This is a genomic window from Burkholderia crassaminum, assembly GCF_964265005.1.
In the GTDB taxonomy this organism is placed as follows: domain Bacteria; phylum Pseudomonadota; class Gammaproteobacteria; order Burkholderiales; family Burkholderiaceae; genus Burkholderia.
The window spans coordinates 519,005-535,193 of sequence record NZ_OZ183799.1; the positions used below are offsets into that span (position 1 = coordinate 519,005).

The 16,189-nt window shown below is 63.3% G+C and carries 14 protein-coding genes and 1 pseudogene; 8 read left to right on the plus strand and 7 right to left on the minus strand.

Annotation, left to right across the window (positions count from 1 at the left end):
- Positions 1–53: 53 nt before the first annotated feature.
- The 4 genes from ACPTTF_RS02375 to ACPTTF_RS02390 all read left to right on the plus strand — a co-directional run bounded on the left by ACPTTF_RS02375 (position 54) and on the right by ACPTTF_RS02390 (position 5,417).
- A complete protein-coding gene (locus tag ACPTTF_RS02375) occupies positions 54–2,903 on the plus strand; it encodes a hypothetical protein (protein ID WP_423370158.1) in 2,850 nt (949 codons plus the stop codon).
- Between the two features lie 84 nt (positions 2,904–2,987).
- The gene (locus ACPTTF_RS02380; RefSeq protein WP_423370159.1) at positions 2,988–3,392 is read left to right on the plus strand and encodes a hypothetical protein; all 405 of its coding nucleotides are present in this window, start codon (positions 2,988–2,990) and stop codon (positions 3,390–3,392) included.
- The gene (locus tag ACPTTF_RS02385) at positions 3,389–4,075 is read left to right on the plus strand and encodes a hypothetical protein (RefSeq protein WP_423370160.1); all 687 of its coding nucleotides are present in this window, start codon (positions 3,389–3,391) and stop codon (positions 4,073–4,075) included. Before ACPTTF_RS02380 ends, ACPTTF_RS02385 begins: the two co-directional genes overlap by 4 nt.
- Before the next feature lie 82 nt (positions 4,076–4,157).
- A complete protein-coding gene (locus ACPTTF_RS02390; RefSeq protein ID WP_423370161.1) occupies positions 4,158–5,417 on the plus strand; it encodes a hypothetical protein in 1,260 nt (419 codons plus the stop codon).
- 110 nt (positions 5,418–5,527) lie between these two features.
- Here ACPTTF_RS02390 and ACPTTF_RS02395 read toward each other — a convergent pair whose 3' ends face one another.
- Positions 5,528–6,526 carry a site-specific integrase gene (locus ACPTTF_RS02395; protein ID WP_423370162.1) on the minus strand — a complete coding sequence of 333 codons (999 nt, stop codon included), beginning with the start codon at positions 6,524–6,526 and terminating at the stop codon, positions 5,528–5,530.
- Positions 6,527–7,067: 541 nt separating this feature from the next.
- Positions 7,068–7,169 (minus strand): annotated as a pseudogene (locus tag ACPTTF_RS02400) (GTPase); the annotation flags it as partial.
- Positions 7,170–7,416: 247 nt separating this feature from the next.
- Here ACPTTF_RS02400 and ACPTTF_RS02405 point away from each other — a divergent pair.
- The 4 genes from ACPTTF_RS02405 (at position 7,417) to ACPTTF_RS02420 (ending at position 12,063) form a co-directional block, all read left to right on the plus strand.
- A complete protein-coding gene (locus ACPTTF_RS02405; RefSeq protein WP_423370163.1) occupies positions 7,417–8,595 on the plus strand; it encodes a UbiH/UbiF family hydroxylase in 1,179 nt (392 codons plus the stop codon).
- A gap of 90 nt (positions 8,596–8,685) precedes the next feature.
- Entirely contained in the window at positions 8,686–9,414 is a 729-nt protein-coding gene (locus tag ACPTTF_RS02410; RefSeq protein ID WP_166965506.1) for a DsbC family protein, read from the plus strand.
- Between the two features lie 105 nt (positions 9,415–9,519).
- Positions 9,520–11,319 (plus strand): M61 family metallopeptidase, encoded by a 1,800-nt coding sequence (locus ACPTTF_RS02415; protein WP_423370164.1) that lies wholly within the window; start codon positions 9,520–9,522, stop codon positions 11,317–11,319.
- Between the two features lie 147 nt (positions 11,320–11,466).
- Positions 11,467–12,063: an FMN-dependent NADH-azoreductase gene (locus ACPTTF_RS02420; protein ID WP_423370165.1), complete on the plus strand. Its 597-nt coding sequence runs from the start codon at positions 11,467–11,469 to the stop codon at positions 12,061–12,063.
- Between the two features lie 114 nt (positions 12,064–12,177).
- Here the strand turns inward: ACPTTF_RS02420 and ACPTTF_RS02425 are convergent, their stop codons facing one another.
- Genes ACPTTF_RS02425 through ACPTTF_RS02445 form a run of 5 tightly spaced genes read right to left on the minus strand, consistent with a single transcriptional unit; the run spans position 12,178 to position 16,184 of the window.
- The gene (locus tag ACPTTF_RS02425) at positions 12,178–13,095 is read right to left on the minus strand and encodes a uracil-DNA glycosylase (RefSeq protein WP_423370166.1); all 918 of its coding nucleotides are present in this window, start codon (positions 13,093–13,095) and stop codon (positions 12,178–12,180) included.
- 12 nt (positions 13,096–13,107) lie between these two features.
- The gene (locus ACPTTF_RS02430; RefSeq protein WP_423370167.1) at positions 13,108–13,734 is read right to left on the minus strand and encodes a CYTH domain-containing protein; all 627 of its coding nucleotides are present in this window, start codon (positions 13,732–13,734) and stop codon (positions 13,108–13,110) included.
- Positions 13,734–14,519 carry an indole-3-glycerol phosphate synthase TrpC gene (gene trpC, locus ACPTTF_RS02435; RefSeq protein WP_423370168.1) on the minus strand — a complete coding sequence of 262 codons (786 nt, stop codon included), beginning with the start codon at positions 14,517–14,519 and terminating at the stop codon, positions 13,734–13,736. The genes ACPTTF_RS02430 and trpC overlap by 1 nt, the downstream gene beginning before the upstream one ends.
- A 29-nt stretch (positions 14,520–14,548) precedes the next feature.
- Positions 14,549–15,580: an anthranilate phosphoribosyltransferase gene (gene trpD, locus ACPTTF_RS02440; protein WP_166965500.1), complete on the minus strand. Its 1,032-nt coding sequence runs from the start codon at positions 15,578–15,580 to the stop codon at positions 14,549–14,551.
- A gap of 13 nt (positions 15,581–15,593) precedes the next feature.
- Entirely contained in the window at positions 15,594–16,184 is a 591-nt protein-coding gene (locus ACPTTF_RS02445) for an aminodeoxychorismate/anthranilate synthase component II (RefSeq protein ID WP_166965499.1), read from the minus strand.
- Positions 16,185–16,189 lie beyond the last annotated feature (5 nt).

Consider the following 16,189-nt stretch of genomic DNA (forward strand, 5'->3'; position numbering starts at 1 on the left):
CTGAAGTCCCCGTAACTGGTCGTCAGGTCTTCTACACCCCGCAGGAGCGGCCGGTGGACACCTACCACGCCCCCTCGCAATCGGGCGATGCGGACCTTCAGGGCCTCATCACGGGGCTCCAAGCGTTCAACCCCGCCCTCCAGCAGTACACGGACTTCCAGAACCAGCAGGATGCTTTCACGGCCCACAAGGCGGGCACCTCTGCTGGCGAGCTGGCGGACGCGAGCCTGATCGACGCGCAGACCGGGGGCATCAAAGTCCCGCCGATGCCGAATGACCTGAAGGTGGAACCCGCGTTCAACGCAACGTTCGCTGAAGGCTACCGCAACTCGGTCGGCCTGAAGATTGCCAATCAGGTGCAGAACGACATCCTGAGCGCGTACCAGCAGAACAAGAACACCGACGACTTCGATTCCGAACGCTTCCTGCATGAGCAGGTTGCGGAGCACACGGCTGGCCTCACGGACCCCGTGATTGTCCAGCAGGTGTCAAAGAGCGTGGCCGCTACGGCTGACCAAGTTCGCAAGGACTTCGCTCAGGTCCAGTTCCAGCGCCTCAAGGAAACCGCGTTCGGCAACTTCTCCGCCGCAGCGGATGGGGTCATCGACCCGTACAAGAACCTCGACCAGATGTGGGACGGGATTCAGGAGACGCTGGAGCCGATGCGCTCGCAGATGGGCATGATGACGCGGCCGGAGATGGCCAGCATGCTGCTGGACAAGCTCAACACCATCTCCGTGCAGGCCAGCGGCCGGCCGGAGCTGTTCGACCTGTTCACGCAGTTCAAGGACCCGCACACGGGCCTGACGCTCCAGCAGATGAACCCGAAGATTGAGGCGGAAGTCACGCGTGCTCGTGAGCGTGCGGTCAATGACCAGAACCAGCGCATCGTGCAGGAGCAGCAGACCGACTTCTTCAAACGCAGCGTGGCCGACGAGGAAGCTGTGAGTCAGGGCGTACAGCCGGACATCAATGACTTCGTGAACCGCATCGGCCCGCTGAACCAGTTCAAAACATCCACCGCAGCGCTGAGCGAGTACCGTCGGCTCCAGAACATGGCCGACTCCGCGAAACAGAGCGTGCTGGCCGTTCAGGCAGTCGGTAACGGCACCGCATGGGCACTCGACAAGAAGGACGCTCAGGCAGCGCTTGATGTCGCTCAGGCTCGCGATGTGGATGTCCTCATGCAGGTTGCGTCCGGCAAGGTCAGCGGGGACGCCTCGCAGATGCCGGAAGTGCAACAGGCGCTCAAGTCCATCGTGGACATCACGGGCCGCTCAGGACGCAGCGACATCGCGAACAGCCGACTGAAGGCCCTCATCGACGGAACAGTGAATGCAGTACCCCCGAAAGACGGGCAGGCTTCGAGTCAGTTTAAGTTGGCGGCAGCGCTTTATGCTGGCCTTCCTGACCAGATTCGCGCCCTGTACTTTGACGAAACAGCCTCCACGGTATTCGGCTCCTATACGCAGCAGCGCGGCGCTGGCGTAGACGACAGTGAGGCGTACCACTCGGCCTATCGCTCCATTTCCCCGGAGTCCCAGAAGCTCGCCAAGGAACTCACCAGCAATCCGGAATGGAAGGCTAAGGTCTCCAAGGAAGTAGCTGGGCTGACCACGGGGCTGCTTCAGCGGATGTGGATTGTCGGGAGGTTCTTCGGTGGCACACCTCAAAACGAAGAGGCAACCAGCGCGTGGGCTCGGCTCCAGCTAAGGGACTATTACTTACGCAATCCGACTGCGAGTTCGGACCAAGCCACAGAGTGGATTCAGCAGCAGGTGCGGAGCAACTTCGTTTATGACGAGGTGAACAAGATTGATGTGCAGGTTCCGCCAAACCAAGCCAACGAACTGACTCAGGAGGCTATTCGAAATTACATTGAGAAAGCCCGGCTGAAGCATGGCGAGGATATGAACCCCGGCCTCATCTGGGGCAGGGATGGCAAGTACTCCCTCTCTGCGTTCATCAACGGCGCGCCGATTCATAAGCTGGCTGACGTGACGTTCAGTCAGATCATCAAAGAGACGGCGGAGACGAAGATTCTGTCTCAGGATGAGCGGTCAGCTCTGGCAGCCCTTAAGGGGAAACTGAACGCGGGCTCGGCAACTTCGCAAGACATTATCAACAACGATCAGGTGTTGGCGAAGGCAATGAATCTTGGGCAAATCAATGATGCCACTCGTGGCCAGATTGCTAAGGTCCGCGAGGATGCGTTCAATGGTGCCCTGAGCAACGTATTCAACCTTCCGGTATCCACCCCAAGCTTCGCTGGCCTCTCGGGCTCCCGCCTGACCGGCCTTGGGTCGAAGCTACAGGTCACCCAAGCGGAGAAGTTTCTCGGCTCGGCAAACTGGACGGCATCACTCATTGCAATGGGCGAGGGGCTGGTCCTAAAGGCGACTCCTGATCCGAATCCGAAAGCTGGCCTGAACATCGGCTACGGCTACAACCTCAACGCTAACGCAGCGACCATCGGTGAAGACTTCCGCCGTGCAGGCATTCCTGCTGACTCGCTCGAAGGCATCAAGAGCGGCAAGGTTCAGATTACCCCTGAGCAGGCTGCGAGGTTGCTTGAGCTGAGCATCCCCCGATATGAAGAGCGAGCGCGGGTAGCCGCGGAGTCAGTGAAGCCACGCCTTTGGTGGATGATTAACAAGGCCCAGCGAGCTGCACTCACCGATGTGGCCTATCAGGTGGGCGACGTCGCTCAGTTCCACCGCGCCCTCGGTGCACTCGCGCGGGAGGATATGGTGGGTTTCCAAGACGCTCTCAAAGTGACCTACCTGGACAAGGACGGAAACCGTAGGGAGGACACACGCCGAAACAACCTCCGAGCCCTAATGATCAATGGCATTTCTGCTTGGAATCAGGGCTTGCTGGAAGCGTACCGATCAGTCCGCTGAAGCAGTCAGATTCGAAGAGATTGTCCGAGCCGCCCCGCCAGTGATGGTGAGGGCGGCTTTTCTTTTTTCTATTTCAAGAACCCTATGAATCAACGTAACGAAACCCTTTTGGCTCTCGATGGGGCACTGGCGCCGCTGCTGGCGGTGGTGGCTACGGCCACTGATGGAGCGGTAGCCTTCTACAACGACGGCAAAGCTATCCAGGCGCAAAGCCCATTTGAACTCGCATTAAAGATTCGCAGCGGTCAGCCCGTGGCAATCGCGAAGCGCGAGGGGCATGTTCAGTGGGGGTGGGGATTCCCCGGCTGGCAGAAGCATCAGGACGCCCTATTGATGTCGGGCTTTTCTGGGGCTGCGGGTATCTCTGATGAATTCTTGGCGCTGGCAGGTTTCGCCCGGGAAGAGATGGCGCGACTTTTGGCACTGCTTGAGGGCCTTGGGCATGTCGCTTTCGTAAAACACGGTGGCCTCGTGAAGGAGGAAGCGTGAATATCGACGGACTGCTTCCTTGGGAGGGTGAGGACAAGCTGAAGGATGCGAAGGCTGAGGCGCTTGCCGCTCAACTCGCGTGCATCGCAAACGGTGGCCGGCCGGTAGAGACAGCAATGCGGCCCGAGTGGGAGCCTCACGAGCCCGCAAGCAGTAACCAACGGGAAACGAACGGCGTACATGTGCTGCCTGACCTCCCGGAAATCGGCGCATTCGTCCGCACCCTCGGCGGGATCAACAGCGTGGCCATTTTCAAGGACCTTGTAGCCGCTGACCTGATGGTTCACCGCACTGGCCGATATCAGCAGCGCTCCCGCAAGACTGGCGATGTGGAGTGGTTCCGTAGCGTCAAGGTGGGGCGGGGGCATGCGGTGTACGTCACGCCTGATGGACAGGACCTCATCAAGCAACTCAAGAAAGACGGGAGGCTGACCAAGGCGCTGACTAAGCAACCACTCACGCCCCGGCAGAAGAGGGAACGGGAGAAGGCTCGGAAGGTGGCTAGGGAGAAGCGAGAAGCGCAGAAGGTGGCGCAGGCGATGAGTCGGCCGGCTGTCCTAGCCAAGCTTGACCAGACCATTGATGGATGTATTGAGCGGCGCGTTGCCGCTCGCGAGCGGCGGTTTTCGGCTGCGAAGGGGCTGCACCGGCAGGCCAGTCATGATTTGAGCAAAAATCGCTGAAAGTTGCATTCGCAACGAATGGCATCAATTTGATTCTGGCCCTCACTTCGGTGGGGGCTTTTGCATTTTTGAGGCGAGACGTATGGCAGACGTACTGTTTGATGAGCCGGAGACAAGAGACCGACACTTTAGCGGCTTCATGGTGTCCGGAAGTGGGCCGATGCGTGAGCTTGTGCAGGCAATCACGAGCGAGGTTGATGCAGCGATGCCGAAGCGTCAGCGTGCGCGAAAGGCAGTGGATCAGCAGATGTTCGAGGCGCAGGTGGAGTCGCTTGTCTGCGAAGCCATTCACCGTGAGCGGGGATGTCCGGAACAGTGGACTACCATCCCGCGAGCCAAGGGTAAGCTCGGGAAGAAGAGCCGTTATCGTTCGCCGGTCATGCGGGAGAGCATTCGAGATGTTCTAGACGGCCTCTCAAGCCCCTCAGTGGGCCTGCTAGAACAATGTAAGGGCGCGCCGTCAAAACACGCGCGAAGTCCCCAGACCACCTTCAGAGCGTCGGACAAGCTGCTTGCGCAGGCGTCCCGGTTAAGCATGAGCTGGGATGATTTTGACCGCCGGGAGGGCGGGGAAGTCATTGTCCTCAAAGAGCCGCGCGAGGACCACTGGAGCGACCCGGAGCGGATTGAGTATGAGGACACGGATGAGACCATCAAGTATCGCGAACAGATGCAGGCGATTAACGCGTGGCTGCGCGGGGCGGACATCGAGCGGAGTCGCTCATCGTGGCTGGATGTTGACCTCGGCAATCGGCAGTTAAAACGCTACTTCAATGCTGGCAGGTTTGATCGCGGAGGGCGACTATTCGGTGGCTTCTGGCAGGACATGAGTAAGGCGGGCCGTAAGGACTTGCTCATCGATGGGGAGCCGGCTGTGGAACTGGACTTCAGCCAAGCGGGTCCTCGCATTCTTTATGGACTGGCTGGCGTCACGCTAGACCGTGATGCGTATGCAGTGCGCGGATTCGAAGGCAACAGGGACGGCATCAAGAAAATGTTTGCGGCCATGACGAACGCTGGAGCGCCGTTGGAAAGGTTCCCGGAAAAGACCAAGGAGTTATTCCCCAAGGGGACCAAGGCCGGGGAGGTGTGCGGTGCCATCCTGAAACATCACGCTGCAATCGAAGGCCACTTCCATCGGCAGGAAGGCTTAGCGGTCATGTTCCGGGAGAGTCAGATCATGGTCTCGTCGTTGCTCCGGATGATGGCTGCCGGCGTTGTTGCATTGCCGGTCCATGATGCGGCTATCGTGGCGGCTGGCGCGGTTGAGACCGCCAAGGCCATCATGCTGGAAGAGTTCCACCGGCATACCGGCGTGGAGGGGGCTGTCAGCATTGCTTGACGGCAAGCCGTAAGGTTGTGGAATGAGGTGGGGGAGATATACCAGCATCCAGACACCACCATCAGTCACCATCCCTTGGTCTATATATCAATAGTTCACCCTCAGCCACCTTAGTAGGGGGCGTAAGGGCACGCGGCCTTGTCGAGCCATTCCTGCGTTACGCTGAGCGAGTGCCCCCTGCCGTAGCTCGCGGCTTGTCCGACCGCCGACCAGCCCCCAATCGCTTTGATGATCTCGTCTGGACAGCGGGCTTCCCGTAGGCGGTCGGCCATTGTGTGCCTGAGTTCATGGGCCGAATGATTGAGGCCGCTATCACGCATCCATTTCCCGATTGCGGCGGATGCTGCATTGGCGTTGCACTTGAGGGCCGATGTGTATCGGGGGAAGGCGAATCGCTGTTCCGATTGAGCGGATTCCTTGACGCGTTTTGCTGCCCACAGGGCGAATCCCACGAGAGGGACATCTCGCGGACTGTTTCCCTTCGCGCCGCCCTTTACCGAACGCCAATCCCGATGGCGAATGGCAATATGCGGGACATCCGCATCGAGCACGATGTCGTCCAAAGCCAGCCCCGCGACCTCAGCAAGCCGCGCTCCCGTATCCGCCAGCAATGCGACAATCCACCGGATGTCATCGTCCGCAGCTTGGCAGAGTGACAGCAGTTTTCTCAGCTCTGCTGGTGTGAAGGGCTCGCGCTGCTTCGTGTCCTCCCCCTCGTTTGGGATACGCACCTTGCGGAACGGATTGGAGCGGTCCATTTCATGCTCCGTGAAGTAGAGTGACATTGCCGCTGTGATCTGATTCAGCACACGCCTGATACTTGAGGTCCGAAGTCCGGCCTTGGCCAGTCGTTCAATGAAGGTCCGGGCATCGCTGCGTCTTAAGCGGCCGACCGGTATATCTCCCACGACGGCAATGAGGTAATCGAATGATCGCGTCGCGTGGTATCGAAAGCGCCGGTTATAGCGGTTTGGGTTTGAGTGCAAGTAGAACCGCAAGACATCACTGATGTACGCAGGGTCCTCGCTGGCCTGAACTAGTTCTTGCAGAGCTGCATGGGATGATCGCTTAATTGCCAGCCGAAGTACGGCAATGGCGGTGCTGATCAAGTTTCGTACTGCCGCTTTATCGCGGTCATCATTCTCGTTCCCTTCGAATGGGGGAGACGCGAGCCTCAAGCGCTCATCCGTTGCTTGCCTCTCTTGGCGGTGGCCTTGCGCCCATTGTTCAGCTTCTTCGCGGGTATCAAAGGTCGTTGACTTTGACTTCCCATCGGATAGCCATAGCCGGGCTTGAAATCGCCCGCTCGGGAGTTGTCGAATGCTCGGCACCGGTGCCTCTTCGATGGACTGTAAGAGGCTCAGGGTAGCAACGAGTGGGGGCCTTGCATAAGCCCCTGGGGTATAGTGAAAAACCGCTTGTAACAGGGCAGCAATCCTCTAGTGGAACACTTAGGATTCGATGCTCCTGCCCACCCGCGAAGCCAAAAAATTCAACCCGCACCGACTCCGAAAGCATCTCAATTCGCTATCATCAGGAGGCCGCTCAGAGGGCGGTAGGTGCGTCCAGATTTTGTACTAGTTTTGTCTCTGGTTTTTTGCTCGGTTGCCTAACCGATTGATTCGAAGGAAGAAGTGAGCCGCGCTGTTAGAACGGGTAGTTCTCGGCGGCGATGCCGGCCTTGGTCAGCGCATTGAACAGGGTGGACTTGCCGACGTTGGGCAAGCCGACGATGCCGCATTTGAGACTCATGGAATCCTTCGGACGGGTAAGGCGGCGCGGCCGGACAGGGCACGGCGGCGCGGGAAAAAAAGGGCGGCCGGCGCTTGGGACGCGGCGGGCCGACGGTCAAAGGCGCTATTGTACCGTGCCGACGCCCTGGATTCCGGGCCGGCGCCGAACGGTCGATGCGGCGGGCCGCCGCGCCGCCGCATCGGCCTGCGATTCTGCTGATTTCCCGCAAAGTCCGGCCGCGTAAGGGTTTGGCCCCGCGGCTATAATGCCCCGCATGACTGCCCACCACTCCTTCGACGTCGCCGTGGTCGGCGGCGGGCTCGTCGGCAAGACTGCCGCGCTCGCGCTGACCCAGTCCGGCTACAAGACAGCCTTGCTCGCCCAGCCGGCCACGCCGCGCCCCACCGATCTCGCGTTCGACACGCGCGTGTACGCGCTGTCCTCCAGTTCGCAGGCCTTGCTCGAGCGGCTGCGGGTCTGGCAGGCGCTCGACCATGGCCGCCTCGCACCGGTCTACGACATGCGCGTGTACGGCGATGCGCACGCGGAACTGCATTTCTCCGCGTACCAGGCATCCGTGCCGCAGCTCGCGTGGATCGCCGAGTCGTCGCTGGTCGAGGCGTCGCTCGACGCCGCGCTGCGGTTCCAGCCGAACCTCACGTGGTTCGACGCGCGCGCGCAGGGCTTCGACGTGCGCGACGACGCGGCCGTGCTCACGCTGTCGTCGGGGCAGGTGCTGGAAGCTGATCTCGTCGTCGGCGCGGACGGTGCGCATTCGTGGGTGCGCTCGCAAATGGGGGCCAAGGTCGAACGGCGCGATTACCGGCAAACCGGTGTCGTCGCGAACTTCAAGGCATCGCTGCCGCATCGCGAGACCGCCTACCAGTGGTTCCACGAAGGCGAGATCGTCGCGCTGCTGCCGCTGCCGGACGGCCATGTGTCGCTTGTCTGGTCCGCGCACACCGCGCATGCGGACGAATTGCTCGCACTCGATCCGGCGCAGCTCGCGGCCGAGGTCGAGCGCGTGTCTCATGGCCAGGTCGGCACGCTCGACTGCGTGACGCCGGCCGCCGGCTTCCCGCTGGCGCTGCAGACGGTCGACAAGCTGATTGCGCCGCGCGTCGCGCTCGTCGGCGATGCCGCGCACCTGATCCACCCGCTCGCGGGGCAGGGGATGAACCTCGGGCTGCGCGATGTGGCGGCGCTTGCCGACGCGATCGCAGGCAAGGAAGGCTTCCGCAATCTCGGCGATACGGTGCTGCTGCGCCGCTACGAGCGTTCGCGCCGCGAGGACATCCGCGCGCTGATGGTCGCGACCGATGGGCTGCAGCGGCTGTTCGCCGTGCCGGGCTCGCTCGCGAAGGCCGTGCGCAACGCGGGCATGGCCTTCGTCGGCGCGCAGCCGCTCGTGAAGCGCTGGCTCGTGTCGGCCGCGCTCGGCTGATCGAACCTTCGGCCGCTTCACCGGTCGGACACGGTTCCGTTACGGCGTACACTGTGCCGTGCACACCGATTGAGCTGAAGGAAGATTTCGATGAAAAAAACGATCCGCATCGCGTCGCTGGCGCTGGCCGTCACGATGGCGACGCTTGGCTGCACCGCGCAGGCCGACCAGACCACCGACAAGCTGAAAGCCACGCTGCAGGCCCGCCTCGGCAACGACGCGCCGATCAAGAGCGTGTCGAAATCGCCTGTCGCGGGTCTTTACGAAGTGAACCTCGGCACGCAGATCATCTATAGCGATGCGGCGGGCGACTACGTACTGCTCGGCGATCTCGTCGACACCAAGACGCACAAGAACCTGACCGACGCCCGCCTGTCCGAAATCAACAAGATCGACTTCGCGAGCCTGCCGTTCGCGAATGCGATCAAGGTCGTCAAGGGCAACGGCGCCCGCAAGATCGCGGTGTTCTCCGATCCGAACTGCCCGTACTGCAAGAAGCTCGAGACGACGCTGCAGTCGGTCGACAACGTGACCGTCTACACGTTCCTGTACCCGGTGCTGTCGCCGGATTCGACCGCGAAGTCGAAGGCGATCTGGTGTGCGACCGACCGCGCGAAAACGTGGGAGGGCTGGATGCTCGACCATCGCGCACCGTCCGGCGCCGGCACCTGCGATACCACCGCGCTCGACAAGAACCTCGCGCTCGGCCGCGGGATGAACGTGACGGGCACGCCGACGATCTTCCTGCCGGACGGCCGTCGCCTGCCGGGCGCAGTGTCGGCCGACCAGCTCAACCAGGCGCTCGCCTCGAGCAAGTAACCGACCACACGCCGGGCACATGGCCCGGCCAGCGAGGGGCGCCCGCATGATCTGCCGGCGCCTCTCTTCGTTTTCGCCGCCGTATTCGACCGACCGATTGCCACGATGACCCAGCCGATCCGCTATTCGATTGTCCCGAAAGATCTTGCCGCGCACCTGTTCGAAGTGTCGGTGACGGTCACCGATCCCGACCCCGAAGGCCAGCGCTTCTCGCTGCCGGTGTGGATTCCGGGCAGCTACCTCGTGCGCGAGTTCGCGCGCAACATCGTGACGCTCGGTGCGTTCAACGACGCGGGCCGCAAGGTACGGATCGCGAAGACGGACAAGCACACGTGGCAGGCCGCGCCCGTGAACGGCACGCTGACGCTGCGCTACGACGTGTATGCATGGGACCTGTCGGTACGCTCCGCGTATCTCGACGACTCGGGCGGCTTCTTCAACGCGACGGCCGTGTTCCTGAGCGTCGCCGGCCGCGAGGACGCGCCGTGTGAAGTCGACATCGTGAAGCCGGCCGGCACGGCATTCCGCACATGGCGCGTCGGCACCGCGTTGCCCGAGGCGCGCGGCACGAAGCGCTACGGGTTCGGCGCGTACCGCGCGTCGAACTACGACGAGCTCTCCGACCATCCGGTGACGATCGGCGAATTCGCGCTTGCGACGTTCGACGCGCACGGCGTGCCGCACGACATCGTGATCGCGGGACGCGTGACGCAGCTCGACATGGAGCGGCTGCGTACCGACTTGAAGCGCGTATGCGAAGCGCAGATCGCGCTGTTCGAGCCGAAGTCGAAGAAAGCGCCGATGGACCGCTACGTGTTCATGACGCTCGCGGTCAGCGACGGCTACGGCGGCCTCGAGCATCGCGCGTCGACCGCGCTGATCTGCAACCGCACCGACCTGCCGGTGAAGGGGCGGCCCGAAACGACGGAAGGCTATCGCACGTACCTCGGTCTCTGCAGCCACGAGTACTTCCACACGTGGAACGTGAAGCGCATCAAGCCGGCGGCGTTCGTGCCGTACGACCTGACGCGCGAGAACTACACGTCGCTGCTGTGGCTGTTCGAGGGCTTCACGTCGTATTACGACGACCTGATGCTGGTGCGCAGCGGGTTGATGTCGCAGGACGAATATTTCGCGGCGCTCGGCCGCACGGTCGGCGGTGTGCTGCGCGGCACGGGCCGGCTCAAGCAAAGCGTCGCGGAAAGCTCGTTCGACGCGTGGATCAAGTACTACCGCCAGGACGAGAACGCGACCAACGCGATCGTCAGCTACTACACGAAGGGTTCGCTCGTCGCGCTCGCCTTCGATCTCGCGATCCGCGCGCAGACGCGCAACCGGAAGTCGCTCGACGACGTGATGCGCCTGCTGTGGCAACGCTACGGTCGCGACTTCTACCGCGGCAAGCAGGCGGGCGTCGAGGAAAACGAAGTCGAGGCACTGATCGAAGAGGCGACGGGCGTCGCACTCGGCCGTTTGTTCGCCGATGCCGTGAACGGCACGCGCGACCTGCCGCTCGCCGAGTTGCTCGCACCGTTCGGCGTGACGCTCACGCCGGATGTCGCGAACGGCGCGGCCGCGAAGCCGACGGTCGGTGCGCGCCTGCGCGGCGGCGCGGATTGTACGTTCGCGGCTGTCTACGAAGGCGGCGCCGCACATCGCGCGGGGCTGTCGGCGGGCGACACGCTGATCGCGGTCGACGGGCTGCGTGTCACGGGCACCAACCTCGACGCGCTGCTTGCGCGCTACCGGCCAGGTGACAAGGTCGAGGTTCACGCATTCCGCCGCGACGAACTGCGCACCGCGAAACTGAAGCTCGACGGCCCCGAAGTCACGCGCTACCGGCTGACGGCGGCCGCGAAGCCGGCTGCCGTATCGAAGGCCCGGGAGGCCTGGCTGAAGGGTTGATCGTACGAAGGCGGGTATCGGGGCGCGATCTAGGATTGTTCTGTTGTTGCAACAATCCGTCGCTTTGAACCCGCTTTTTCGCAGTCATGCGGCCACGCACAATGGCGTCACTCGCGCTACCGAAGCGCAACCCTACTGGAGCCTGACATGACGACCATTCTGCAAATCAATTCCGCGGCGCGTTCGCAAGGTGCGCAATCCACGCTGCTGGCCAACGAACTGACGGCAAAGCTGCAACAATCGAACCCCGGCGCGAAGGTCGTGGTTCGCGACCTGCTGGCCGATGCGCTGCCGCACCTCGACGAATCTGTGCTCGGCGCGTTCTTCACGCCGGCCGACAACCGCACCGCGGAACAGAATGCGATCGTCGCGAAGAGCGATGCACTGATCGCTGAACTGCAAGCCGCCGACATCATCGTGATCGGCGCACCGATGTACAACTTCGGCGTCTCGTCGCAACTGAAGACGTATTTCGACTGGATCGCCCGCGCAGGCGTCACGTTCCGCTACACCGAAAACGGTCCGGAAGGCCTGATCAAGGGCAAGAAGGTTCACGTGGTGACGGCCCGCGGCGGCAAGTACCTGGGTACGCCGAACGACAGCCATACGCCGTACCTGCGCTCGTTCCTCGGCTTCATCGGCTTGACCGACGTGAACTTCATCCATGCTGAAGGCCTGAACCTCGGGCCGGATGCGCAGAGCGCCGCGCTGGCCGGCGCACGCGAAGCGATCGCTGCAGCGTAAGGAAGGTCGGGGCGGGTGCGACGCACCTGCTGCATCGCCCGAAAAAACGCCGCGTCCCCGAAAGGGGCGCGGCGTTTTTGCGTGGTGAGGACGAAAGCGGGAAGCGGAACGCGATTACGCGAGCGTTTCTGCCACTTCCGGCAGGCGCCAGTCGATCGGTTCGCGGCCTGCATCGACCAGATAGTCGTTCGCGAGCGCGAAATGGCGGCAACCGAGGAAGCCGCGGTGCGCGGACAGTGGCGACGGATGCGGTGCCTCGAGCACGCAATGCGCGCTTGCGTCGAACAGGGCGCGCTTCGCCTGCGCGTGTGCACCCCACAGCATGAAGACGAGCCCGCGATGGCGGCCGGCGAGCTCGCGGATCAGCGTGTCCGTGCACTGCTCCCAGCCGCGCTTCGCATGGCTCGCGGCCGCACCGCGCTCGACCGTCAGCACCGTGTTGAGCAGCAGAACGCCCTGACGCGCCCAGGTGTCGAGGCAGCCGTGGCGCGGCGTGTCATGACCGAAGTTCGCGGCGATTTCCTTGAAGATGTTGCGCAGCGACGGCGGCGTGCGCACGGCGGGCGGCACCGAGAATGCGAGCCCGTGCGCCTGCGGCGTGCCGCGATCGTCGCCGTGATACGGATCCTGGCCGAGGATCACGACTTTTACGTCGTCCGGGCTCGTCAGGCGCAGCGCGCGGAACACGTCGGTCGGATAGACCGCCTTGCCGGCTGCGCGCTCGTCGTCGACGAAGCGGCACAGCGGCGCGTACGCGTCGCTGTCGGTGAACGGTTTCAGCACGTCGCGCCAGACAGTCGGCAGCGCGTCGAATTGCGCGGCGAGGTGCGGAACGTTGGCGGCGACAGGCTGCGGTGCCGCCGGTGCCGGTGCCGGTGCCGGAGCCGGTGCAGCGGTTTTCTTCGCGGGTTTGCGCCCGGCCGCGGGCGGCTCGGAAGCCGCGGACGGAATATCGGCCGGTGCCGTTTCCGGCACGGGATCGTCGAACAGCGACGCCTGTTGCGGCGCGCGGGAAGTCTTGCGGGTTGCCATGCGTGATGCGTGTTATTGTGCGCGCAGCCGGTAGCCGCGCTGCGCCTTGCTGATGTTGTCGGGAGCGAGGCCCGGCAGCGCTTGCTGCAGTTCGGCGGCGAGCGTTGCGAGCGCCGCTTCCGGGCCGTCGATCAGTTCGAGTTCGATTTCGCTGATCGGTTCGCGGCGCGTTTCGTGTTCCGCCTGGACGACGATCTCGCCGAGGTCCACCGCGGCTTCGACGGTTGCGCCGCCGATTGCGATGCGCCACAGCGTACGCGAAAAATCCGTGCGGAACAGCGCGGACAGTGTGCCGGCCGCGTCATTCAGCGCGGCAGCGGCTTCCGGTACGTCGCAGGCCGCGACGAGCGCATCGATCTCGAGTGCGTCGCCGGCGACCGGCAGTTCCCATTCGTGGCGGCGATGCAGGCCGCCTTCCGCGCTGCCGACCGTCTTGAACGTCTGCAGCCAGCCGTGCGGCGCACGGCGCACGCGCACCGCGCTCTTCGAGCGGGCCAGTGCGAGGTCGGGCGTGTCGTAATAGACGTTCGCGAGCGTAATGTCGTGACCGGGTTCACCGGTCAGCGTCTCGAAGAAGTGCCGCGCGGCGTCGGCCTGGCCGGCCGGCAGCGCGAGCTTGATTTCCTTTTCGATCGCCATCAGAAGAACATCCGTGCGAGCTCTTCGCCCGGCTGGTCGGCGCGCATGAACGCCTCGCCGACGAGGAACGTGTTCACGTTCGCCGCGCGCATCGTGTCGACGTCGGTGCGCGACAGGATGCCCGATTCGGTCACGACGATCCGGTCCGCCGGAATCATGTCGAGCATGTCGAGCGTGGTCTGGATCGACGTCTCGAACGTGCGCAGGTTGCGGTTGTTGATGCCGAGCAGCGGCGTCTTGAGTGTCAGCGCCTGTTCCATCTCGTTACGGTCGTGTACTTCGACCAGCACCGCGAGGCCGAGCGAGTGTGCATACGCTTCGAGATCCTGCATCAGCGGAGTGTCGAGCGCGGCGGCAATCAGCAGGATCGCGTCCGCGCCCATCGCGCGCGCTTCGATGATCTGGTACGCGTCGACGATGAAGTCCTTGCGCAGCACCGGCAGCGTGCAGGCCGCACGCGCTTCCTCGAGATAGCGGACGCTGCCCTGGAAGAACTGCTCGTCGGTCAGCACCGACAGGCACGCAGCGCCATGCTCCGCATACGAACGCGCGATGTCGGCCGGCACGAAATGCTCGCGCAGCACGCCCTTCGACGGGCTCGCCTTCTTGATTTCGGAAATCACGGCCGCGTGGCCGGCCGTATGCTTCGCGCGCAGTGCGCCGACGAAGTCGCGCAGGTCGCGCGCGGATGCTTCCAGTTTCAGTGCCTCGAGCGGCGCGCTGCGCATGGCCGCCGCGACTTCTTCGCGCTTGACGGCGATGATTCGGTCGAGAATGTCGCTCATGTGGATTCCTGCTTGATTCGTAAGGGGAGTCAGCGCTTGAACTGCTGCGTGAAGCGCACGAGTTCATCGACCTTCGCGCGGGCCTTGCCGCTCGAGATCGCTTCGCGGGCGAGCTGGATGCCGTCCGCGATCGATTCGGCGACGTTCGCCGCGTAAAGCGCGGTGCCCGCGTTCAGCGTGACGATCTCGCGCGCGACGCCCGGCTGGTTGTCCAGCGCGCCGAGCAGCATCGTGCGCGATTCGTCGGCATTTTCCACCTTCAGCGTGCGGTTCGACACCATCTGCAGGCCGAAATCTTCCGGATGGATCTCGTATTCGTGCACCTTGCCGTCGCGCAACTCGCCGACGAGCGTCGCCGCGCCGAGCGATACCTCGTCCATCCCGTCCTTGCCGTACACGACGAGCACGTGCTGCGCGCCGAGACGCTGCATCACGCGCACCTGGATGCCGACGAGGTCGGGGTGGAATACGCCCATCAACTGGTTCGGCGCGCCGGCCGGATTGGTCAGCGGGCCGAGGATGTTGAAGATCGTGCGCACGCCGAGCTCGCGGCGCACGGCCGCGATGTTCTTCATCGCCGGGTGATGGTTCGGCGCGAACATGAAGCCCATGCCCGTTTCGGCGATCGACGCGGCCACCTGGTCGGACTGCAGGTCGATGTTCACGCCGAGCGCCTCGAGCACGTCGGCGCTGCCGGACTTGCTCGATACGCCGCGGTTGCCATGCTTCGCGACTTTCGCGCCGGCCGCGGCCGTGACGAACATCGATGCGGTCGAGATGTTGAACGTGTGCGAGCCGTCGCCGCCGGTGCCGACGATATCGACGAAGTTCGAGTTGTCCTGCACTTCGACGTGGTTGGCGAATTCGCGCATCACGGTCGCGGCGGCGGCGATCTCGCCGATCGTCTCCTTCTTCACGCGCAGGCCGGTGATGATCGCGGCCGCCATCACGGGCGACATGTCGCCGCGCATGATGAGCCGCATCAGGTGCAGCATCTCGTCGTGGAAGATCTCGCGGTGTTCGATCGTGCGCTGCAGCGCTTCCTGCGGGGTAATCGTCATCGTGAGGCTCCCGTCAGGCGGCTTGCGCGGTTGCGGCGCGTGCCTGTTTCAGGAAATTCTCGAGCAGCGCATGCCCATGCTCGGACAGGATCGATTCCGGGTGGAACTGCACGCCTTCGATCGGCAGCGTCTTGTGGCGCACGCCCATGATTTCGCCGTCGTCGGTCCAGGCGGACACCTCGAGGCAATCGGGCAGCGATTCGCGCTCGATCGCGAGCGAGTGATAGCGCGTGACTTCGAAGTGCTTCGGCAGGTCGGCGAACACGCCGCGGCAGTCGGTTTCGATCTTGCTCACCTTGCCGTGCATGATGGTCTTCGCGCGCACGACGCGGCCGCCGAATGCCTCGCCGATCGCCTGATGGCCGAGGCAGACGCCGAGGATCGGCTTCTTGCCCGTGAATTCGCGCAGCACGTCGAGCGTGATGCCTGCGTGCTGCGGATTGCTCGGGCCGGGCGACAGGCAGATCGCGTCGGGGTTCAGTTGCGCGATCTCGTCGAGCGTGATTTCGTCGTTGCGGTAGGTTCGCACGTCCTCGCCGAGTTCACCGAAGTACTGGACCAGGTTGTAGGTAAACGAGTCGTAGTTGTCGATCATGAGCAGCATGGTCA

Coding starts and splice junctions, on each gene's coding strand:
- ACPTTF_RS02420 (WP_423370165.1), top strand. CDS start 11,467: ATGACGACCATTCTGCAAATCAATTCCGCGGCGCGTTCGCAAGGTGCG.
- trpC (WP_423370168.1), bottom strand. CDS start 14,519: ATGAGCGACATTCTCGACCGAATCATCGCCGTCAAGCGCGAAGAAGTC.
- ACPTTF_RS02430 (WP_423370167.1), bottom strand. CDS start 13,734: ATGGCGATCGAAAAGGAAATCAAGCTCGCGCTGCCGGCCGGCCAGGCC.
- ACPTTF_RS02445 (WP_166965499.1), bottom strand. CDS start 16,184: ATGCTGCTCATGATCGACAACTACGACTCGTTTACCTACAACCTGGTC.
- ACPTTF_RS02405 (WP_423370163.1), top strand. CDS start 7,417: ATGCCCCGCATGACTGCCCACCACTCCTTCGACGTCGCCGTGGTCGGC.
- ACPTTF_RS02390 (WP_423370161.1), top strand. CDS start 4,158: ATGGCAGACGTACTGTTTGATGAGCCGGAGACAAGAGACCGACACTTT.
- ACPTTF_RS02410 (WP_166965506.1), top strand. CDS start 8,686: ATGAAAAAAACGATCCGCATCGCGTCGCTGGCGCTGGCCGTCACGATG.
- trpD (WP_166965500.1), bottom strand. CDS start 15,580: ATGACGATTACCCCGCAGGAAGCGCTGCAGCGCACGATCGAACACCGC.
- ACPTTF_RS02380 (WP_423370159.1), top strand. CDS start 2,988: ATGAATCAACGTAACGAAACCCTTTTGGCTCTCGATGGGGCACTGGCG.
- ACPTTF_RS02425 (WP_423370166.1), bottom strand. CDS start 13,095: ATGGCAACCCGCAAGACTTCCCGCGCGCCGCAACAGGCGTCGCTGTTC.
- ACPTTF_RS02415 (WP_423370164.1), top strand. CDS start 9,520: ATGACCCAGCCGATCCGCTATTCGATTGTCCCGAAAGATCTTGCCGCG.